Source organism: Aeromicrobium sp. Leaf350 (genome assembly GCF_916858655.1).
Taxonomy (GTDB): Bacteria; Actinomycetota; Actinomycetes; order Propionibacteriales; family Nocardioidaceae; genus Aeromicrobium.
The window spans coordinates 119,782-139,509 of record NZ_CAKASL010000003.1 but is presented as its reverse complement, the minus strand read 5'-3'; the positions used below and the strand labels follow the sequence as shown (position 1 = coordinate 139,509).

The following is a 19,728-nucleotide window of genomic DNA, read 5'->3' as shown; positions in this document are numbered from 1 at the left end:
CCAGCCGGGTCCCGGCCGACGATACGGCTCAGACGCCCGACTGGCGGCGACGGTTGACGACGAACGCAGCCCCGCCGACCCCCGCGATCACGAGCACCGCGGCGAGGAGGCCCCAGGGGCCACCGTTCCCGCCGTCGTCGGTCGTGGCGCTGGTGGCCCTCGTCTCGTCGTCGCGCTCGTCCGCGCTCGTCGCGGTCGACGACGGATCGGCCGACGGGTCCGCAGCCGGGTCGGCCGACGGATCGGCACCAGGTGTCGCGCCCGGGGTCGAGCCCGGCGCCATGGTCGGGCTGCCGTCCGGGGCGGTCGTCGCGCCGCCGCCACCCGAGCCGGAGCCGCCGCCGGAGCCGCCACCGTTGGGGGCCGGAGCCGCCGGCGCGGGCTGCGCCGGAGCCGGGGGCTGCGGCCCGGACGGGGTCGTCGAGGGCGCACCGCCGGAGCCGAAGCGGAAGCCGACCCAGTCTCCCGCGCCGAGCGTCAAGGAGGTGACGCCTGAGCTGGAGAACGTCCAGCTGCCGTTGCCGCTCGAGGAGAAGAGCGCCCAGTAGGCCGACGCGGGCGGCATGTTCACGCAGTCCTGGTTGCCCGGGTAGCCGTTCACCCGGCACAGGACCGAGCTGCCGAACCGCGCGGTGCCCTCCGTCGCGTAGCCCGCGCGCTGCAACGCGTCGAGCGCCGACATCCCTGATCCGGGGACGCAGGTCGTCGCGTTGATGCCACCGCCCTGCACCACGACGGTCACGCCCGTCCCGGCCTGGCAGGCAGCCGCCTCCGCAGGTGCGGACAGGCCGAGCACGGGGAGCATCGCCGCGACGAACGCGACGAGGATCCCCGCGATCCAGCGGGAGGGGCGGACGACCGTGGTCACGCGGTGCGCGAGCGTCGCAGGAGCAGGCCGGAACCGACGACGACCGCCGCAGCGGCGAGGGCCGCCGTCACGAGGCCGACGCCCGAGCCGGTGTCGGCCAGGTTGCGGTCGGCCGCCGCGCGCGAGCCGGGGGTGGCGTCGCTCGGGACCACGGTCCCGGGGTTCACGGCGCTGGGCGTGCCTCCGCCGGGAGCAGCGGCGACGACGTTCACCGACACCGAACCGGTGCGGCCGGTGCCGAGGCCCCGGACGGCGATGGTCTGGGGGCCGACGGCGGCGGGGATCGTGACGGTCACCGTCGCGACGCCGTTGCGTCCCGCCGTGACGGTGGTGGGCAGCGCGACGGCGGCGAAGCCGGCCGAGCGTCCTGCCACCGAGCCGGAGTCGAAGGAGACCTCGACGTCCTCGCTCGGCGCGAGGCCGGCGAACGAGAGCTGCACGTCCGTGCCGGCGGTGACGTCGGCGGGCGCCGCCACGGGCGTCACCGATCCGGCCTCCGGGTTGAGGGAGAGGGCGAACGCGCCCTGGGCCGTCGCCCGGATCCACTCGTGGCGCTGGGCCGGCACGATGCCGGCGGACGTCGCCGCGGTGAAGGCCGCCGAGTTCTTCGCGAGCGCTCCGGCCTCCGGTGCGAGCGGGCCGACCGCGAGTGCCGGCGTCACGAGGACTCCACGCACCCAGTCGGCGGCCTTGAGCGCGGCCGCGTCCTCGCCCTGGCCGGCGAGCGTGGCGGCGGCGAGGCCGGTCGAGTTCGTGCTCGGTCCGCCGACGCCCTGGAAGGAGCCGTCGGCCGACTGCGACGCCAGCAGGTTCTGCACGGCGTCGTCGATCTCGTCGTCGAGCCCGGCGACGCCCGCGTCGGAGGCGGCCGCGAGGGCGTCGATCGCGAAGACCGTCGCATCCACCTCGGACGAGCAGGTGACGGACGGATCGACATAGCCGAGGTTCTCGAAGGTCTCCGGGTCCGAGGCGTCGTAGCTCGTGCGGAAGCCGCCGTCGGCGCACTGCTGGCGGGCCAGGAAGCCGGCCGTCGCGGTCGCGGCCGCCAGGTCCTCGTCGTTCACGAAGGCGCGGATCACCCAGGACTGGCCGATCGTGTTGCTGTAGTCGCCATAGGCGCTGACGTCCTTGGCACGCCCGGCCTCCGGGCCGTCGGCGACGACGAGACCGCTCAGGTTCCCCAGCAGGTCGAGGCCACCGAAGTCGGACGCGTCCGCTCCCGACGTCTGCGCGGCGACGGCGAGCTTGCCGGTCGCCCCGGCGTACGTGCTGCCGGCGTCACCGAACGCCTCACCGGTCACGTAGGCCTCGGGATCGGCCTCGAGGGCGGTGACGATCGAGTCCTGCGCCGCGGTCTCGACCTCGAGGGCCTGCAGCGCGAAGAGGACGTCGATCGACTGGCCCTGGTCGACGCCGAACTGTCCGGGCGTCAGCCCGTTCACGAGCTCGCCGGCGAGCCACGCGCCGGTGTCGGACTGCTCACCGGTGGGCGCTGCGAGCGCGCTTCCGGCGGCTCCGACGAGGAGGAGGGGGGCGACGAGCGCGCCGGTGGCGACGGTCGCGAGCCGAGGACGGATCTTCATGGGGGTCCTTCCCGCTGCATGCGCGGGACGGACCGCCGAGGCGGAGAGACCCGCTGCGTTCCACGACAGCGTTGGAGGTCGGTCCTGCGGCAGGTGTTCCGGCTTGCCACACGAGGTGGCCCACGGCTGCGGGTCAGCGCCGGACTTCGACCGGCTTCCCCTGGATGCAGAACATTGGATGAGTGCCCGAAGGCAGGAGAAAAATACCACGATGACGGGCGGGCACGATCAGGTCGACCGCACTACCTTGGAGGGCATGACGCTGGCTGACGAACTTCGCATCGCTCTGGACGGCAAGTGGCGGCACGTGCGGGAGGAGTCACGCACGCGCCTCGCGCAGCTCGACCTCGCGGTCGACCCCGACCTCGACCTGGAGGGCGCTCGCGACCACACGTTCGCCCAGCTGAAGGACCTCGTCACGACCGGCATCCCGGCGGCCGGCTTCCGCGAGGCCCACGGCGGTCTCGGCGACCCGGGCATGGCAGTCACGGGCATCGAGATGCTGGCCCAGTTCGACCTGTCGCTCATGGTCAAGGCCGGGGTGCAGTGGGGCCTGTTCGGCGGTGCGGTCGAGAACCTCGGCACCGACCGTCACCACGCGCTGATCCCGCGCATCATCGACCTCGACCTCGTGGGCTGCTTCGCGATGACCGAGATCGGTCACGGCAGCGACGTGCAGAGCCTCGAGACCACCGCGACGTACGACCCGCAGACGCAGGAGTTCGTCGTCCACTCCCCCACGCACAGCGCCACCAAGGACTACATCGGCAACGCGGCGCGCCACGCGTCGATCGCTGCCGTGTTCGCGCAGCTCGTCACTCGCGGCGAGACCCACGGCGTGCACTGCTTCCTCGTGCCCATCCGTGACGAGCACGGCGAGGACATGCCGGGCGTCACCACGGCCGACGACCACCACAAGGGCGGTCTGCGCGGCGTCGACAACGGTCGCATCAGCTTCGACCAAGTGCGCATCCCGCGCGAGAACTTGCTCAACCGCTACGGCAACGTCGACGAGAACGGCGCGTACAGCTCGCCGATCGACGAGACCGGCAAGCGGTTCTTCACGATGCTCGGCACCCTCATCCGTGGCCGCATCAGCGTCGGCGGCTCGGCGCTCGCCGCCTCGGAGGTCGCGCTCAGCATCGCGGGCCGCTACGCCCTCAAGCGTCGCCAGTTCGGTCCCGCGGAGGGCGAGGAGACGCTGCTCGCCGACTACCGGATGCACCAGCGCCGACTGCTGCCGCTGATCGCCCGCGGGTACGCCTACCGCTTCGCCCAGAACCAGCAGGTCGCCCGCATGGACAAGCTCCAGCGCTCCGACGAGCCCGACGCGCAGCAGCAGCGCGAGCTCGAGGGGCGCGCGGCCGGCCTCAAGGCGATCCTCACGTGGCACGCCTCCCGCTCGGTGCAGGAGTCACGCGAGCTGTGCGGCGGCGCCGGCTACCTCGCCGAGAACCGCATCTCGACCCTGCGCGGCGACATCGACGTCTTCACGACGTTCGAGGGCGACAACCACGTCATGCTCCAGCTCGTCGCGAAGGAGCTGCTCACGGCGTACGCGCACGAGGTCGGTGGCCTCGACCCGCTGGGCATGGTCAAGTTCGTCGCCAGCACGGTGACCGACGTCGTGCGCGAGCGCACCGCGGCATCGCAGCTCATCCAGCGGCTCATCGACGCCCGCCCCGGCGGCAGCGACGACGACCACGACCTGCTCGACCGCGGCACCCAGCTCGAGCTCTTCGAGGACCGCGAGGAGCACGTCATCGAGACGGCGGCGCGGCGCCTGCAGCGGGCCGCCGGAGCCGACAGCGCCGAGGCGTTCCGCATCTTCAACAACGCCCAGGACCACGTCATCCGCTGTGCCCGCGTGCACGTCGACCGCATCGTGCTCGAGGCGTTCACGGCCGGCATCGCGCGCTGCGAGGACGAGGAGGCGGCCGACCTGCTCCGCGAGGTCTGCACGCTCTACGCGCTCAGCGTGATTGAGGACGACCTCGCGTGGTTCATGGGCCACAACCGGCTCTCGGACGCCCGCGCCAAGACCGTCACGTCGCTGCTCAACGACCAGCTCGACAAGCTGCGTCCGCACCTGCTGACTCTCGTCGAGGGCTTCGGCATCCCGGAGGAGACGCTGGGCGCCGCGTTCCTGCTCGACGTCGAGGACGATGCCTGACGTACGCCCGGCCCCGGTCGACGACGCGGCCGTGGTCGCGTCGATGCTGTGGGACTTCAACACCGAGTTCGAGACGCCCGTCCCGCCGCTCGACGAGCTGACCACGCGCGTGCGGGGCAAGCTCGCCGACGGGTCGGTGCGCGTGCTGCTGGTCGGTGACGGCCCTGACGGGTTCTCGCTGACCGTCGAGCGGCCGAGCGTGTGGTTCGACGGCCCCGTCGTGCTGCTGGAGGAGCTCTACGTGCGTCCCCACCTGCGCGACCAGGGCCTCGGCGGCCTGCTCGTCACGCGCCTGCTGGCCGACGCCGAGGCCGCCGGGGCCGGCATGGTCGAGATCAACGTCGACGAGGGCGACGTCGACACGATGCGCTTCTACGTGCGCCACGGCTTCACGCAGACCGAGCCCGACAGCGACGAACGCGCCTTCTACATCTGGAAAGAGCTCGGGACCCCGTAGCCCACCACCGGTGGTCGAGGTACCCCCTTCGAGGCTCGTGCCTCGCACCTCAGGGGGCGGGGTGGTCTCAGCTCTCGAAGTCGGGGGTGCGGAGGACGCGGAGGATCTCGTAGGCCGCGCGCTGCTGGTCGGCGGGCAGCGTGCGCAGGCCGAAGTCGATCGAGGTCAGCGCCTCCGTGGCGGCGCCGAGCACGCGACGGCCGTCGGCGGTCAGCGAGGCCAGGACGCGCCGGCGGTCGGCGGTGTCGACCGTGCGGTCGACGAGTCCGTCGGCCGCGAGACGGTCGATCACGTTGGTGACGGAGGTCGGGTGCACCATCAGCCGCTGCCCGATCTTCGACAGCGGCAGTGATCCACGGGAGCTGAAGGACAGCAGCCGCAGCACCTCGAACCGTGCGAAGGTGATGCCGAAGGGCTTGACGGCGGCGTCGAGCTCGGCGAGGAGGAGCTGGTGCACCCGCATGAGCGACGTGGCGAGCCGCATCGAGTCGGCCGGACCGACGTGCTTCTCCCACAGCTCGCCCGCGCGTTCGATGGGGTCGAAGTCCAGGTCGGCCATGGGGTGGAGCGTAGCGTCAGAATTTAGTAGGATGTCAAAGTATCGGACTTCCAAGGAGTGTTCTCGCGATGAGTGATCGACCCCCCGTGCGTCTCGTGACCGCGTCGGCCCTGTTCGACGGGCACGACGCGAGCATCAACATCATGCGTCGCATCATGCAGTCGCAGGGGGCGGAGATCATCCACCTCGGACACAACCGCTCCGTCGCCGAGGTCGTCGACGCGGCGATCGAGGAGGACGTCCAGGGCGTCGCGGTCTCGAGCTACCAGGGCGGCCACGTCGAGTACTTCGAGTACCTCGTCGAGTCGCTGCGCGCCCAGGGCGCCGGCCACGTCAAGGTCGTCGGCGGCGGTGGCGGCGTCATCGTCGACGAGGAGATCAAGCGCCTCCGCGCCTCCGGCGTCACGATCTTCAGCCCCGAGGACGGCCAGCGCCTCGGCCTGCCCGGCATGATCGCCGAGGTCATCGAGGCCTGCGCCTTCGACCTCTCCGAGCTCGGCCCGCTCGACGTCGACGCCGTGCTCGCGGGCGACCGGGCCGCGATCGCCCGCGCCGTGACCCTCGCCGAGGCCGGCAAGCTCACCGGTGACGCGCACGCGCGCATCCTCGAGGCCGCGACGGCGCACGCCACGCCGGTCCTCGGCATCACCGGCACGGGCGGCTCAGGCAAGAGCTCGCTGACCGACGAGCTGGTGCGCCGCCTCCGTGTCGACCAGCAGGACAAGCTCCGCGTCGCCGTGATCGCGGTCGACCCGACCCGCCGCCGCGGTGGCGGTGCACTGCTCGGCGACCGCATCCGCATGAACTCGCTCGACGGCGACCGCGTCTTCTTCCGCTCGCTCGCCACCCGCGGCGCGCACGAGCTGCCCGACTCGCTCAACGACGTCATCGCCGTCGCGAAGGCGTCCGGCTTCGACCTGGTGGTCGTCGAGACCCCGGGCATCGGCCAGGGCGACGCCGCGATCGTGCCGTTCGTCGACCACTCCCTCTACGTCATGACGCCGGAGTTCGGCGCCGCCTCGCAGCTCGAGAAGATCGACATGCTCGACTTCGCCGACGTCGTCGCGATCAACAAGTTCGAGCGTCGCGGCGCCAAGGACGCGCTGCGCGACGTCGGACGTCAGCTCGTCCGCAACCGCGAGGCCTTCGGCAAGCGCCCCGAGGACATGCCGGTCTTCGGCACCTCGGCCGCCACGTTCAACGACGACGGCGTCACGGCGCTCTACCAGCACCTGCGCGGCGTCCTCGGCGAGGGCGGCCTGCAGCTCGACGAGGGCGTGCTGCCCGCGGTCGACGTCCGCTTCTCCAGCGGCATCCGTCAGGTCGTGCCGCCGGAGCGCGTGCGCTACCTCGCCGAGGTCACCGAGACCGTCCGCTCGTTCCACGAGGAGACCGAGCGTCTCGCCGACGCCGCCGACCGCGTGCAGCGGCTCGAGACCACGGCCGACGAGCTGGCGAGGGCCGAGCTCGACGCCGCCTCCGTCGAGGGCCTGCTCGAGGCCGCCCGCAAGGAGGTCCCGCACGCGATCTCCGACCAGATCGCCGGCTGGCCCGCCGTCGTGGAGTCGTACTCCGGCGACGAGCAGGTCGTGAAGGTGCGCGACAAGGAGATCCACACCCAGCTCACCCGCGAGTCGCTCTCGGGCAACAAGATCCCGCGCGTCTCCCTGCCGAAGTTCCACCACCACAGCGAGCTCGTGCGCTTCTGGCGTCGCGAGAACCTGCCGGGCTACTTCCCGTACACGGCCGGCGTCTTCGCGTTCAAGCGCGACGGCGAGGACCCCGCCCGCATGTTCGCCGGCGAGGGCGACCCGTTCCGGACCAACCGCCGGTTCAAGCTGCTGAGCGAGGACGGCGACGCCACGCGTCTCTCGACCGCGTTCGACTCGGTCACGCTGTACGGCCGCGACCCCGACGAGCGCCCCGACATCTACGGCAAGATCGGCACCTCCGGCGTCTCCGTCGCGACGCTCGACGACATGAAGGCGCTGTACGACGGCTTCGACCTCGCCTCGCCGTCCACCTCGGTCTCGATGACGATCAACGGCCCCGCCCCGACGGTGCTGGCGTTCTTCCTCAACACCGTGATCGACCAGCAGATCGACCGCTTCCGCGAGGAGGAGGGCCGCGAGCCCGACGAGGCCGAGCACGCCGAGCTGCGCTCGTACGCGCTCAAGAACGTGCGCGGCACGGTGCAGGCCGACATCCTCAAGGAGGACCAGGGCCAGAACACCTGCCTGTTCTCCACGGAGTTCAGCCTGCGGATGATGGCCGACATCCAGGAGTGGTTCATCGCCGAGGGCGTGCGCAACTTCTACTCGGTCTCGATCTCCGGCTATCACATCGCCGAGGCCGGGGCGAACCCCATCAGCCAGCTCGCGTTCACGCTGGCCAACGGCTTCACCTACGTCGAGGCGTACCTCGCCCGCGGCATGGACATCGACGACTTCGCGCCGAACCTGTCGTTCTTCTTCTCCAACGGCATGGACCCGGAGTACTCCGTGCTCGGCCGCGTGGCGCGCCGCATCTGGGCCGTCGCGATGAAGGAGAAGTACGGCGCGAACGACCGCAGCCAGAAGATGAAGTACCACGTACAGACGTCGGGCCGGTCGCTCCACGCGCAGGAGATGGACTTCAACGACATCCGCACGACGCTGCAGGCGCTCATCGCGATCTACGACAACGCCAGCAGCCTGCACACCAACGCCTACGACGAGGCCGTCACGACCCCCAGCGCCGAGTCGGTGCGCCGGGCGCTCGCGATCCAGCTCATCATCAACCGCGAGTGGGGCCTCGCGATGAACGAGAACCCGCTGCAGGGCTCGTTCATCATCGACGAGCTCACCGACCTGGTCGAGAAGGCCGTGCTCGAGGAGTTCGACGCGATCAACGAGCGCGGTGGCGTGCTCGGCGCGATGGAGACGGGCTACCAGCGCGGCCGGATCCAGGACGAGTCGATGCTCTACGAGCACCGCAAGCACGACGGCTCGCTGCCGATCATCGGCGTGAACACGTTCCGCAAGCCGCACGTGGAGGACGAGGAGCCGCAGGTCATCGAGCTCGCCCGTGCGACCGAGGGCGAGAAGCAGGGGCAGCTCGGCCGCGTCCGGGAGTTCCAGACCACGCACTCGAGCGAGGCGGCCGAGGCGATCTCGCGCCTCAAGGAGGCCGCCGTCACCGGCGACAACGTCTTCGCGGTGCTCGTCGACGCGGCACGCGTCTGCTCGCTGCAGCAGGTCACCGAGGCCTTCTTCGAGGTCGGCGGCCAGTACCGCCGCAACGTGTAGGGCACCCCGCTGGCTGAGGAACCCCCTTCGAGGCTCGTAGGGGGCACCGCCCCGCGTGCCCCGGCGGTTGCGCGCGGCAACTCTCCACCCGACCGTTCATCGCTCCCTGACGACCGCTCGTCGCGCGGACTGGTGTGCCGTGGGTCACGTGTGGTGGTGTGGTGCCCGGTCCACGACCTGGGCCGATCCGCTCGACCTCGGGGAGACCACCATGAGCACCCTCACCGCCCCTCCGCCCGGACGCCTCCGCACGATCCTCGTGTGGGGCACGGTCGCCCTCGTCGGCGCCGTCTGCTGGAGCGTCCTCGCCCTCGCCCGCGGTGAGGAGGTCTCCGCCCTCTGGATCCTGTTCGCCGCGCTGTCGTCGTACGCGATCGCCTACCGCTTCTACTCGCGGTTCATCGCGCGACGCGTCCTGAAGCTCGACAACACGCGGGCGACGCCGGCCGAGCGCCTCGACAACGGCGTCGACTACGAGGTCACCGACCGCCGCGTCCTGTTCGGCCACCACTTCGCCGCGATCGCCGGCGCCGGCCCGCTCGTCGGCCCCGTGCTCGCCGCTCAGATGGGCTACCTCCCGGGCACGATCTGGATCATCGTCGGCGTCATCGCCGCCGGCGCGGTCCAGGACATGGTCGTGATGTTCTTCTCGATGCGCCGTGACGGCAAGAGCCTCGGCCAGATGGTGCGCGAGGAGATCGGCGTCGTCGGCGGCACGGCCGCCCTGATCGCCGTCTTCGCGATCATGATCATCATCCTGGCGGTGCTGTCGCTCGTGGTGGTCAACGCGCTCGCCGAGTCGCCGTGGGGCGTCTTCTCGATCACCCTGACGATCCCGATCGCCCTGTTCATGGGGTTCTACCTCCGCTACATCCGGCCGGGCCGGGTCATGGAGGCCACGGCCATCGGCGTCGTGCTCCTGCTGCTCGCGATCGTGGGCGGTGGCTACGTCGAGCAGCTCGGCCTCGAGAGCGCCCTGACCATCTCGAAGGAGCACCTCGTCATCGGGCTCGTGGTCTACGGCTTCGTGGCCTCGATCCTGCCGGTGTGGATGCTGCTGACCCCGCGCGACTACCTCTCGACCTTCATGAAGATCGGCGTCATCCTGCTGCTCGCGGTGGGTCTGGTCGTCGCGGCGCCCGTGCTGCAGGCCGATGCCGTCACGAGCTTCGCGACCGACGGTGACGGACCCGTCTTCTCCGGCAAGCTCTTCCCCTTCGTCTTCATCACGATCGCCTGCGGTGCCCTGTCCGGATTCCACGCGCTCATCTCGTCGGGCACGACGCCGAAGATGATCGCCAAGGAGGGCCAGGTCCGCATGATCGGCTACGGCGGCATGCTGATGGAGTCGTTCGTCGCGATCAGCGCGCTCATCGCCGCGGTCGTCATCGACCAGGGCCTCTACTACGCGATGAACGCCCCCGCCGGCGCCACCGGCGGCACCGTCCAGGGCGCCGCCCAGTTCGTCAGCAGCCTCGGCTTCACGATCTCGCCCGAGACGCTGCAGGCAGCCGCGGACTCGATCGAGGAGGAGACCCTGGTCTCCCGCACCGGCGGCGCACCGACCCTGGCCTTCGGCCTCTCGCAGGTGTTCTCCGAGGCGTTCGGTGGAGGTCTGCAGGCGTTCTGGTACCACTTCGCGATCATGTTCGAGGCGCTGTTCATCCTCACCGCCGTCGACGCCGGCACCCGGGTCGGCCGCTTCATGCTGCAGGACACGGTGGGCAACTTCTGGCCGAAGTTCGGCGACGTCTCGTGGCGCCCCGCGGCCTGGACCGCCAGCGCCGTGACGGTCGGCCTGTGGGGCTACATGCTCTACGTCGGCGTCACCGACCCGCTCGGCGGCATCAACCAGCTGTTCCCGCTGTTCGGCATCGCCAACCAGCTGCTGGCCGCCATCGCGCTGACCCTCTGCGTGACCCTGTTCCTCAAGCACGGCTGGCTGAAGTGGGTCTGGGTGCCCGGCATCCCGCTCGCCTGGGACCTCGTCGTGACGATGACCGCGAGCTACCAGAAGATCTTCAGCGACAACCCCGCGATCGGGTACTTCGCCCAGGCGTCGCGCTTCCGCGACGCCCGCGAGGCCGGCGAGGTGCTGGCGCCGGCGTCGAACGACGCCGACATGGGCACGATCATCACCAACTCGACGACCAACGGCGTCCTGCAGACGATCTTCGCGCTGCTGGTCATCATCATCGTCGCGAACGCGGTGCTGATCTGGGTCCGCGCGATCCGAGCCGGCTCGCTGCCCACCACCGAGGTGCCCCACACCGAGTCGACGATCGTGGCGCCCGCCGACTTCATCCCCACCGCTGAGGAGAAGAAGGCCGTTGCCGCGTGGGAGGCCGAGCGCGACGCCGAGCGCGAGCGGGCCGGGAGCACCCGATGACGGCGCGGAGGACCGGACTGCGCCGTCTGCTGCGCGAGTTCACCGGCGAGGCCCGGTGGGACGACTACCTCGAGCGCTGCGCCCGCGACGGCGTCGAGCCCGCCACCCGGCGCGAGTTCGAGCGGCACCGCGCCGAGCAGGTCGCCCACGCCCCCATGGCGCGCTGCTGCTGAGCTGTGCTCGATCTCGCCGCCGCTCGCCGCGCGGAGTGCGCGCTGCTGAGGTAGCAAGGGAGGGCGGTGCCCCGAGACGCACGCGCCTCCCGGCGCGCTCGACGGCACCGGGAGGAGTCGACGTGGACACCTGGATCTGGATCGTCATCGGCGTGGTCGCCGTCGTGCTGCTGCTCGCCGTGGTGGTCGCCGCCACCCGCAGCTCGCGCGCCGGACGCCGCCGCAAGCACGACGCCCGCCGCCGCCACGAGGCTGCTCAGCTGCGCGACGAGGCTCGCGAGGCCACCGTGGCCGCCCGGCAGACCGAGGCCGGCGCGGCCGCTGCGCGGGCCGACGCGGAGCAGGCACGCCTCGAGGCCGAGCGCTTGGAGTCCCACGCCGTCGAGCTCGAGAACGAGGCCGCCGAGGTGGCCGGCGCCGCCGAGGACCGGCTCGCCGAGGCCGATCGCCTCGATCCTGACCTCGGACCCGACGGCACCTCCCCCACCGACAGCGCGACCACTCCGCCCCCGCCGGTGGACGCACCGCCGCCGGCCCCCGCGGCCCCTCCCGCAGCCTCCGCACCGCCGACCACGCCGCCTCCTGCCGCGCCGCCGGCGGGCGCGCCGGGCGTCGCGGACGAGGGTCGACGACCCTGACCTGACGCATGGGTCGGGTCGGGGCCGCCGGTACGGTGCAGGCGTGAGTGACTTCGCGACCTACGAGCAGCTGGCGGCGATCGACCCGACCACCACGGAGGTGGTGGGCACCGAGCACCTCGACCTCAACAAGCACATGAACATCAGCCACTACTACGCGTTCGGGTTCGGGGCGATGTGGTCGCTGAACCAGACCGGCCTCGGCATGCCCGACGGCTACATCGCCACGCGGGGCATGACGACGTTCACCGCCGAGCAGCACCTCACGTTCCTCGCCGAGTCGTCCGAGGGCGACCACCTCGCGATGATCGCGCGGCCCGTCGACCGCGGCAGCCGCGCGCTCCACCTGGCCACGGTCATCCTGAACACGACGCGCGAGCAGATCGCCTGCGTCACCGAGTCGATGCTGGTGCACGTGGACTTCTCGACCCGCCGTCCCGTCCCGTTCCCCGACGACGTCGCGGCCGTGCTCGACGCGAGCCTGGCCGAGGCGTCCGACCTCCGGCTGCCCCTCAGCGGTGCTCTCGGGATCCGCCGGTGACGACCGAGGAACGGCCGCACGTCGAGATCTCGACCGACGGCGCGTGCCTGGGCAACCCGGGTCCGGGCGGCTGGGGAGCGATCCTGCGCGCCGGCCAGCACGAGAAGGAGCTGTCGGGCGCGGAGCCCGACACGACCAACAACCGCATGGAGCTGACGGCGGCGATCCGCGCGCTCCAGGCGCTCAAGCAGCCGTCGCGCGTCGACCTGCGCACCGACTCGACCTACGTGCGCAACGGCATCATGAGCTGGGTCGCGAACTGGGAGCGGAACGGCTGGCGAACCTCGGCGAAGCAGCCGGTCAAGAATGCCGACCTGTGGCGCGAGCTCGTCGCGGCCTGCGAGCGTCACGACGTCACGTGGCACTGGGTCAAGGGTCACGCGGGCGACCGCGACAACGAGATCGCCGACCGCCTCGCCACCACCGCCGCCCGCACCCTCCTCTGACCCCCGGGCGGTGAGTATGGGACGTGTCCCAATGCGGGCGGTGAGATAGGGACGAGTCCGGGGCCCGGACTCGTCCCTATCTCACCGCCCGGGGTGGGCACCGGTCCCTAAGTCACCGCCCCGGGGCGGGCGGGGGCCGGGACGGTCTCGAGGTGGAAGGTCTGGGCGAAGCGGGCGAGCAGGGCCGGGTCGCCGGCCTGCACCGAGACGAGCTCGGCCTCGATCGCCTCGGTCGCCGTGACGTTGCCGGCGATGAGCTCGCGGATGCCGGGCCCGCACACCAGCACCAGGTCGGCGTCGGCCTCGGCGGCCAGGTCGCCGTCGGCGACGCGCACGAGCGGGCCGCCCTCGACGGGCCGGACCCGCAACGCGCCGCCCTCGACCGCGAGGTTCAGGGCGACCGGGCCGACGTGGACCTCGTACCGCGTCGCGGGCAGGCCCGCGGCGACGTCGGCGCGGAACGCGGTGCGGAAGGCCATCGTCATCGAGTCGAGCGTGACGATGTCGTCGGGGTCGGGGTCACCCATCGCCCCGAAGCCCCACTCACCGAGCGCCAGCATCAGCGGCTCGAGCGCCCGCCCCCGCTCGGTCAGCTCGTAGACGAGGCCACGGTGCGCGAGGGGGACCCGCCGCACCACCCCGTCGTCCTGCAGCTCCTTGAGCCGCTTGCTGAGAATGTTGGTGGGGATGCGCGGCAGGCCGTTCTTGAGGTCGCCGTACCGACGCGGCCCCACGAGCAGGTCGCGCACGATGAGCAGGGACCATCGCTCGCCGACCTGCTCGAGGGCCGTCACGACCCCGCAGTACTGGCCGTAGCTGCGCGCTGCCACCCGGCGTCAGGCCCCCTGCTCGGCCATGTACGCCTCGGGGCCGACCTCGGCCGCACGCGGGTCCATCCAGCCGAACTCGATGATGTTGCCGCTCGGGTCCTCGACACTGCGCTGGTACATGAAGCCGTAGTCCTCGGGGTCGCGCGGCGCGGCACCGCCGTTGGCGACGGCGAGGTCGGCCTTGGCGTCGACCTCGTCGCGGGAGTCGAGCATGAGCGCGACCGCCACCTGGGCGCTCTCGCGAGGGTCGGCGATCGGCTTGGTGGTGAAGGTGGCCATGAACTCCGGCTTGAGCACCATGAAGTAGATGTCGTCGTTCCAGACCACGCAGGCGGCGTTGTCGTCGGTGAAGTCAGGATTGATGGTCGCGCCGAGCGCGGTGTAGAAGGCCTTCGTGGCCTCCAGGTCGTGAGCGGGGATGTTGACGAAGATCTTGAGGCCCATGGCACTGCTCCTGTGTGACGGCGGCCGTGGTGCCGCTGACGTGGATACTTGCAAAAAACAAGTAGCGCCGTCAAGGGCCCGCGTGAATCTCCTCGTGCGGGAGACTGGACGCATGCGCGACGACCTGGGCACCGAGATCTCCCTGCCCCGCCCCACGACCCGCGTCGTGAGCCTCGTGCCGTCGCTCACCGAGGCGATCGCGGCCACCCGACGCGAGGCCCTGGTGGGCGTGACGGACTGGTGCACGCACCCCACCGACCTCGACGTCGCCCGCGTGCGAGGCACCAAGAACCCCGACCGCAAGGCCATCGAGTCCATCGCGCCCGACCTGGTCGTGGCGAACCAGGAGGAGAACCGCGAGCTCGACGTCCGCCGGCTGCGGGAGGCCGGCGTCCCGGTGTGGGTCACCCGCATCGAGACCGTCGACGAGGCGATCGCCTCGATGAAGCGGCTCTTCGACGAGGCCCTCGGGTGGGGCGTGCCGTCGTGGCTCACGGAGGCCGAGGAGGCGTGGGCCGCACCCCCGTCCCCCGACGGACCCACCGTGGCCGTGCCGATCTGGCGCGACCCGTGGATGGTCGTCGGCCCACGGACCTACACCGACGACCTCCTGCAGCGCCTCGGTTATCGCAACGCCTTCGGCGCCGATCCCGATCCGCAGGGCGACGTCGACCGGTACCCGCACGTCGAGCTCTCCGCTCTGGACTCCCCCGACGTCGACCTCGTGCTGCTGCCCGACGAGCCCTACGTGTTCACCCCCGACGACGGACCCGAGGCGTTCGCGCAGGCACCGACCCGGCTCGTGTCCGGTCGCCTGCTCACCTGGTACGGCCCTGCGATGCTCGAGGCCCGCGCGACCCTCAGCCCCTAGTGCCGGTCGGCCACTGGGGAGCGCGCTTCTCGAAGAACGCCGCGACGCCCTCGACGCGGTCCTTCGAGACGCTGACCTCGTCGACGGCCCGCTCGGTCAGCGGCCACAGGTCGTCCTCCGCGGCGGTGCGGGCGTCGATGATCGCCCCCACGGTCGTGCGCACGGCGGCTGGGCTGTTGGCGGCGATCTCGCCCGCCAGCTCGAGAGCGACGGCGAGCGCGTGACCTGGCGGGGCGAGCCGGTTGACCAGCCCGAGGGCGTGGGCCCGCTCGGCGAGGATCGGCTCGCCCGTCAGCAGCATCTCGGTCGCGACGGCCGGCGGGAGCCGGTCGGGCGCCCGGAAGAGCGCGCCACAGACGGCGACGACGCCGCGCTTGACCTCCGGCAGCCCCAGCCGGGTGCCCTCGGCGGCGACCACGAGGTCGCACGCCAGCACCATCTCGAGCCCGCCGCCGAGGGCGAAGCCCTCGACCGCGGCGACGAGCGGGACGGTGCGCGAGCGGCGCACGAATCCGTACGGGCCACCGTCGGGCGTCGATGGACTGGACTCCTGGCTCAGGTCGGTGCCGGCGGAGAAGAACTCGGTGCCGCCGGTGAGCACGACGACCCGCACACCCAGGTCGGCCTCGGCCGCGGCGAAGGCGGCGTCGAGCGCATCGGCCAGCACCCGGTCGACCGCGTTGCGACGGTCGGGGCGGTTCATCGTCAGCACCAGCACGTCGTCGACGCGCTCGGTGATCAGGACCTCGGCCATCGTCATCCTCTCGTCGGCGTGATCGCGTCGACCCAGACCAGGGCCAGGGCGTCGGTCATGCGGGAACGCTATCGGTCGGGACGGACGAGAGCGGGAAGCGGCGACGAACCCCTCCCCGTCAGCCCTCGAGCTCGAGCCCGCCCTGGTCCTTGAGCCGCACCCCGGACGCACCGAGCTCGCGCGCGCCGGCCACGAGCGCCGCCGCCGTGCGCGCCGCCGTGGCGTAGCCCAGGCCCTCGGGCGGGTGCACGTTGGAGATGCAGTTGCGGTCGGCGTCGCTGCGACCCGGCCGCGGCGCGTGGGTCAGGTACAGGCCCAGGCTGTCGGCCACCGAGAGCCCCGGCCGCTCGCCGATGACCACGATGACGGTCGTCACGCCGAGCGCCTCCCCCACGTGGTCGCCCAGCGCGACGCGCGCCTGGGTCGCCACGACCGGCGGCGCGATCCGGTACCGCTCGCCGAACGCCTGCACCAGGGCGGCCAGCATGCCCACGCCGTGGTCGACGAGCGCCCGTGGCGACAGGCCGTCGGCCAGCACGATCGCGAGGTCGTGGTCACCCGGAGCGAGCCCCGTGAGGTCGTCCGGCTGCCGCCCCAGGTCGGGACGCCGCAGGTACTCGCTGCGCGAGCCGGCGCGACTGCGGACGTGCACCGGTGCCCCGAGACCGACACCGCCCACCTCCGTCAGGAACGCGTCGGCGTCGAGCGGCTCGTGCACCGCGTCGCGAGCGGCCGCGTGCGCCGCGGCGAACTCCAGGACCCGCGTCGTCGGCAGGGCGTTGCCGGCCCGTCCCAGGCCGATGCGTGCCTGGGTCGTCGTGCGCAGGGACGACCACGGGTCGTCGACGACCTCGCCGCTCATGCCGGACCGGTCAGCGCCAGCAGCGGCGAGCCGGCGAGCTCGGCCGGGGCCACACGGCCACGATCGTCGACCATGCCCATCCGCGCCAACCACTGCTCGAACTCCGGGGCCGGGCGCAGGCCGAGGACCTGCCGCACGTAGAGCGCGTCGTGGAACGACAGGGACTGGTAGCCCAGCATGACGTCGTCGGCACCCGGCACCGCGATGACGAACGCGGCACCCGCGACGCCGAGCAACGTCAGCAGCGTGTCCATGTCGTCGGAGTCGGCCTCCGCATGGTTGGTGTAGCAGACGTCGACGCCCATCGGCAGGCCCAGCAGCTTGCCGCAGAAGTGGTCCTCCAGCCCGGCCCGCACGATCTGCTTGCCGTCGTAGAGGTACTCGGGTCCGATGAAGCCGACCACGGTGTTGATGAGCAGCGGGTCGAGTGCCCGGGCCAGGCCGTACGAGCGCGTCTCCAGCGTCTGCTGGTCGACCGGCCGACCGCCGACACCGAGGTGGGCACCGGCCGACAGCGCCGAGCCCTGCCCGGTCTCGAGGTACATGACGTTGTCGCCGACGGTGCCACGTCCCAGCGAGCGCCCCGCCTCGTTGGCCTCCAGCAGCATCGGCACCGTGACGCCGAAGCTCGCGTTGGCGCCCTCCGTGCCGGCGATCGACTGGAACACCAGGTCCACCGGCACGCCCTGCTCGATCAGGTCGACCGTCGTCGTCACGTGCGAGAGCACGCAGGACTGCATCGGGATGTCGAAGCGCTGGCGCACGTCGTCGAGGAGGTGCAGGAGTCGTGCCGTCGCCTGCGGGGAGTCCGAGGCCGGGTTGATGCCGATGACGGCGTCACCGCAGCCCATCAGCAGCCCGTCGAGCGTCGCGGCGGCGATGCCGGCGGGGTCGTCGGTGGGGTGGTTCGGCTGCAGCCGGGTCGCGATGCGTCCCGGGGCGCCGATCGTCGTGCGGAAGCCCGCGGTCACCTCGGTCGCGGCGGCCACCGCGATGAGGTCCTGGTTGCGCATGAGCTTGGAGACCGCGGCGACCATCTCGGGCGTCAGGCCGGGAGACACCGCCGCCAGGGTCGCCGCCGCGCCTGCGCCAGCACTCGTCTCGAGCAGCCAGTCACGCAGACCTCCCACGGTCAGGTGCGCGACGGGCGCGAAGGCCGCCGCGTCGTGCGAGTCGATGATGAGACGCGTGACCTCGTCGGTCTCGTACGGTACGACCACCTCCTCCAGGAAGGTCGCCAGCGGCTCGTCGGCGAGCGCCCAGGCCGCGGCCACCCGCTCGGCGTCCGACTCCGCCGCGCACCCGGCGAGCTGGTCGCCGGATCGCGTCGGGGTCGCCTTCGCGAGCAGCTCGACGAGGCCGTCGAACGTGTAGGTCGTGCCGCCGAGCGTGTGCCGACGGATCACTCGAGCTCCTTCTCGGCCTCCGCGAGCGCCGCGAACTCCTCGTCGGGCGAGGCCGCGACGAGGTGGTGCCGGCTGTAGAGACCGAAGTACGCCATGAAGGCGGCGAAGACCACGAGGCACCAGACGGCCGCCGTGCTGTCGACGAGGAACGTCGCGATGACCGAGAGCACGGCGACGACGAGGGCGAAGCCGGTCGTCGCGATCCCGCCCGGCGTGCGGTACGGGCGCGGCATGTCGGGCTGCTTCACCCGCAGCACGATGTGGCTGACCATGATGAGCACGTAGCTGAGCGCTGCGCCGAACACGGCCATGTTGAGCAGCAGGGCGCCCTCGCCCGTGAACGTCAGGGCGAAGCCGATCGCGCCCGGCACGATCAGCGCGAGCACCGGCGCCTTGCGGCCGTTCGTGACCGAGAGCGAGGTCGGCAGGTAGCCGGCCCGGGAGAGCGCGAAGAGCTGGCGCGAGTACGCGTAGATGATCGAGAAGAAGCTCGCGACGAGACCGGCGAGGCCGATGTAGTTGACGACCTTGGCGGCGGTGTCGTTGCTGAGCGCCTCGACCAACGGGTTCCCGGAGGCCGACATCGCCTCGGCGCCCCCGGCCCCGGTGGCCAGCACCAGCGCGAGCACGCACGTCACGAGCAGCACCCCCATCGCGGCGATGATGCCCTTCGGCACGTTCTTCTCCGGCTCCGCGGTCTCCTCCGCCGCCAGGGGCACGCCCTCGATCGCGAGGAAGAACCAGATGGCGAACGGCAGTGCGGCCCAGATGCCCATGACGCCGAACGGCAGCAGGTCAGAGGCCCCAGCCGCGTCGGTCGGCGCGATGTCGGTCAGGTTCGAGACGTCGAAGTCACCGATGGCCGCTATCGCGAAGACGACGAGGCCGAGCAGCGCGATCGAGGTGATGACGAACATGACCTTGAGGGCCTCGCCGACGCCCGCGAGGTGCACGCCGATGAACAGGGCGTACACCGCCAGATAGACCCACCAGCCGTCCGTGATGCCGAACAGCCCGAGCGACTCGACGTAGGCGCCGATGAACGTCGCGATCGCCGCAGGGGCGATCGCGTACTCGATGAGGATGGCGGTGCCGGTCGCGAACCCGCCCCACGGTCCGAGCGCACGGCGGGCGAACGTGTACCCGCCGCCCGCGGCCGGCAGGGCCGACGACAGCTCGGCCATGCCGAGCACCACGGCCAGGTACATGCCGGCCACCACGACGGACGCGATCGCGAGCCCGCCGAATCCGCCCTCGGCGAGACCGAAGTTCCAGCCCGAGTAGTCGCCGGAGACGACGTAGCTGACCCCCAGCCCGGCCAGCAGCACCCAGCCGGCGCTGCCCTTCCGGAGCTGACGCTTCTCGAGGTAGGCGTCGGCTCCGCCCTCGGTGGAGGCGGCCGGGGTGTGGGCGGATCGCTCCGCGTCGCTCAGGGTCATGACCCGAC

18 protein-coding genes and 1 riboswitch are annotated in these 19,728 nt (G+C 71.6%); of the genes, 9 read left to right on the top strand and 9 right to left on the bottom strand.

Translation table 11 applies throughout. The features are described 5' to 3' along the window. Nucleotides 1–28: 28 nt before the first annotated feature. Nucleotides 29–868 (bottom strand): hypothetical protein, encoded by an 840-nt coding sequence (locus LO931_RS14305; protein WP_229054462.1) that lies wholly within the window; start codon nucleotides 866–868, stop codon nucleotides 29–31. Next, nucleotides 865–2,451, bottom strand: a complete 1,587-nt coding sequence (locus tag LO931_RS14300) for a prenyltransferase/squalene oxidase repeat-containing protein (RefSeq protein ID WP_229054460.1) — start codon at nucleotides 2,449–2,451, stop codon at nucleotides 865–867. The genes LO931_RS14305 and LO931_RS14300 overlap by 4 nt, the downstream gene beginning before the upstream one ends. A 70-nt stretch (nucleotides 2,452–2,521) precedes the next feature. Continuing rightward, nucleotides 2,522–2,657: riboswitch (cobalamin riboswitch) on the bottom strand. Nucleotides 2,658–2,707: 50 nt separating this feature from the next. On the opposite strand from LO931_RS14300, the gene LO931_RS14295 reads away from it, so the two are divergent. Next, nucleotides 2,708–4,624, top strand: coding sequence for an acyl-CoA dehydrogenase (locus LO931_RS14295; RefSeq protein ID WP_229054459.1), 1,917 nt, complete (start codon nucleotides 2,708–2,710; stop codon nucleotides 4,622–4,624). After that, entirely contained in the window at nucleotides 4,617–5,081 is a 465-nt protein-coding gene (locus LO931_RS14290; RefSeq protein WP_229054458.1) for a GNAT family N-acetyltransferase, read from the top strand. The genes LO931_RS14295 and LO931_RS14290 overlap by 8 nt, the downstream gene beginning before the upstream one ends. A 67-nt stretch (nucleotides 5,082–5,148) precedes the next feature. Here the strand turns inward: LO931_RS14290 and LO931_RS14285 are convergent, their stop codons facing one another. After that, a complete protein-coding gene (locus LO931_RS14285; RefSeq protein WP_229054456.1) occupies nucleotides 5,149–5,640 on the bottom strand; it encodes a MarR family winged helix-turn-helix transcriptional regulator in 492 nt (163 codons plus the stop codon). A gap of 68 nt (nucleotides 5,641–5,708) precedes the next feature. Between LO931_RS14285 and icmF the strand changes: the two genes are divergently transcribed. The 6 genes from icmF (at nucleotide 5,709) to rnhA (ending at nucleotide 13,114) form a co-directional block, all read left to right on the top strand. Beyond that, nucleotides 5,709–8,927, top strand: coding sequence for a fused isobutyryl-CoA mutase/GTPase IcmF (gene icmF / locus LO931_RS14280; RefSeq protein WP_229054455.1), 3,219 nt, complete (start codon nucleotides 5,709–5,711; stop codon nucleotides 8,925–8,927). 211 nt (nucleotides 8,928–9,138) lie between these two features. Next, a complete protein-coding gene (locus LO931_RS14275; protein WP_229054453.1) occupies nucleotides 9,139–11,316 on the top strand; it encodes a carbon starvation CstA family protein in 2,178 nt (725 codons plus the stop codon). Beyond that, on the top strand, nucleotides 11,313–11,489 hold the full coding sequence (locus LO931_RS14270; RefSeq protein WP_229054451.1) for a CstA-like transporter-associated (seleno)protein: 177 nt from the start codon (nucleotides 11,313–11,315) through the stop codon (nucleotides 11,487–11,489). The genes LO931_RS14275 and LO931_RS14270 overlap by 4 nt, the downstream gene beginning before the upstream one ends. 122 nt (nucleotides 11,490–11,611) lie before the next feature. After that, nucleotides 11,612–12,127, top strand: a complete 516-nt coding sequence (locus LO931_RS14265) for a hypothetical protein (protein ID WP_229055166.1) — start codon at nucleotides 11,612–11,614, stop codon at nucleotides 12,125–12,127. A 43-nt stretch (nucleotides 12,128–12,170) separates the two neighbouring features. Further along, nucleotides 12,171–12,668 carry a thioesterase family protein gene (locus tag LO931_RS14260; protein ID WP_229054449.1) on the top strand — a complete coding sequence of 166 codons (498 nt, stop codon included), beginning with the start codon at nucleotides 12,171–12,173 and terminating at the stop codon, nucleotides 12,666–12,668. After that, nucleotides 12,665–13,114 carry a ribonuclease HI gene (gene rnhA, locus LO931_RS14255; protein ID WP_229054447.1) on the top strand — a complete coding sequence of 150 codons (450 nt, stop codon included), beginning with the start codon at nucleotides 12,665–12,667 and terminating at the stop codon, nucleotides 13,112–13,114. Before LO931_RS14260 ends, rnhA begins: the two co-directional genes overlap by 4 nt. Nucleotides 13,115–13,221: 107 nt before the next feature. On the opposite strand, the gene LO931_RS14250 is transcribed toward rnhA, so the two are convergent. Continuing rightward, on the bottom strand, nucleotides 13,222–13,944 hold the full coding sequence (locus LO931_RS14250) for a helix-turn-helix domain-containing protein (RefSeq protein WP_229054445.1): 723 nt from the start codon (nucleotides 13,942–13,944) through the stop codon (nucleotides 13,222–13,224). A 6-nt stretch (nucleotides 13,945–13,950) separates the two neighbouring features. Further along, nucleotides 13,951–14,388, bottom strand: a complete 438-nt coding sequence (locus tag LO931_RS14245; RefSeq protein ID WP_229054444.1) for a VOC family protein — start codon at nucleotides 14,386–14,388, stop codon at nucleotides 13,951–13,953. 112 nt (nucleotides 14,389–14,500) lie between these two features. Between LO931_RS14245 and LO931_RS14240 the strand changes: the two genes are divergently transcribed. Next, on the top strand, nucleotides 14,501–15,259 hold the full coding sequence (locus LO931_RS14240; protein ID WP_229054443.1) for a helical backbone metal receptor: 759 nt from the start codon (nucleotides 14,501–14,503) through the stop codon (nucleotides 15,257–15,259). Here the strand turns inward: LO931_RS14240 and LO931_RS14235 are convergent. From LO931_RS14235 to eat, 4 genes are all read right to left on the bottom strand, one after another. After that, entirely contained in the window at nucleotides 15,249–16,013 is a 765-nt protein-coding gene (locus tag LO931_RS14235) for an enoyl-CoA hydratase-related protein (RefSeq protein ID WP_229054441.1), read from the bottom strand. The two genes, LO931_RS14240 and LO931_RS14235, sit on opposite strands and share 11 nt — an antisense overlap. Before the next feature lie 118 nt (nucleotides 16,014–16,131). Next, nucleotides 16,132–16,875, bottom strand: coding sequence for an ethanolamine ammonia-lyase subunit EutC (gene eutC, locus LO931_RS14230; RefSeq protein WP_229054439.1), 744 nt, complete (start codon nucleotides 16,873–16,875; stop codon nucleotides 16,132–16,134). Next, entirely contained in the window at nucleotides 16,872–18,281 is a 1,410-nt protein-coding gene (locus tag LO931_RS14225) for an ethanolamine ammonia-lyase subunit EutB (protein WP_229054437.1), read from the bottom strand. Before LO931_RS14225 ends, eutC begins: the two co-directional genes overlap by 4 nt. Continuing rightward, complete coding sequence (gene eat, locus LO931_RS14220) at nucleotides 18,278–19,720, bottom strand: ethanolamine permease (protein ID WP_229054435.1); 1,443 nt, start codon at nucleotides 19,718–19,720, stop codon at nucleotides 18,278–18,280. The genes LO931_RS14225 and eat overlap by 4 nt, the downstream gene beginning before the upstream one ends. Between the last annotated feature and the right edge of the window lie 8 nt (nucleotides 19,721–19,728).

Coding starts and splice junctions, on each gene's coding strand:
- LO931_RS14300 (WP_229054460.1), bottom strand. CDS start 2,451: ATGAAGATCCGTCCTCGGCTCGCGACCGTCGCCACCGGCGCGCTCGTC.
- LO931_RS14295 (WP_229054459.1), top strand. CDS start 2,708: ATGACGCTGGCTGACGAACTTCGCATCGCTCTGGACGGCAAGTGGCGG.
- LO931_RS14290 (WP_229054458.1), top strand. CDS start 4,617: ATGCCTGACGTACGCCCGGCCCCGGTCGACGACGCGGCCGTGGTCGCG.
- LO931_RS14285 (WP_229054456.1), bottom strand. CDS start 5,640: ATGGCCGACCTGGACTTCGACCCCATCGAACGCGCGGGCGAGCTGTGG.
- icmF (WP_229054455.1), top strand. CDS start 5,709: ATGAGTGATCGACCCCCCGTGCGTCTCGTGACCGCGTCGGCCCTGTTC.
- LO931_RS14275 (WP_229054453.1), top strand. CDS start 9,139: ATGAGCACCCTCACCGCCCCTCCGCCCGGACGCCTCCGCACGATCCTC.
- LO931_RS14270 (WP_229054451.1), top strand. CDS start 11,313: ATGACGGCGCGGAGGACCGGACTGCGCCGTCTGCTGCGCGAGTTCACC.
- LO931_RS14245 (WP_229054444.1), bottom strand. CDS start 14,388: ATGGGCCTCAAGATCTTCGTCAACATCCCCGCTCACGACCTGGAGGCC.
- LO931_RS14240 (WP_229054443.1), top strand. CDS start 14,501: ATGCGCGACGACCTGGGCACCGAGATCTCCCTGCCCCGCCCCACGACC.
- LO931_RS14235 (WP_229054441.1), bottom strand. CDS start 16,013: ATGGCCGAGGTCCTGATCACCGAGCGCGTCGACGACGTGCTGGTGCTG.
- eutC (WP_229054439.1), bottom strand. CDS start 16,875: ATGAGCGGCGAGGTCGTCGACGACCCGTGGTCGTCCCTGCGCACGACG.
- eat (WP_229054435.1), bottom strand. CDS start 19,720: ATGACCCTGAGCGACGCGGAGCGATCCGCCCACACCCCGGCCGCCTCC.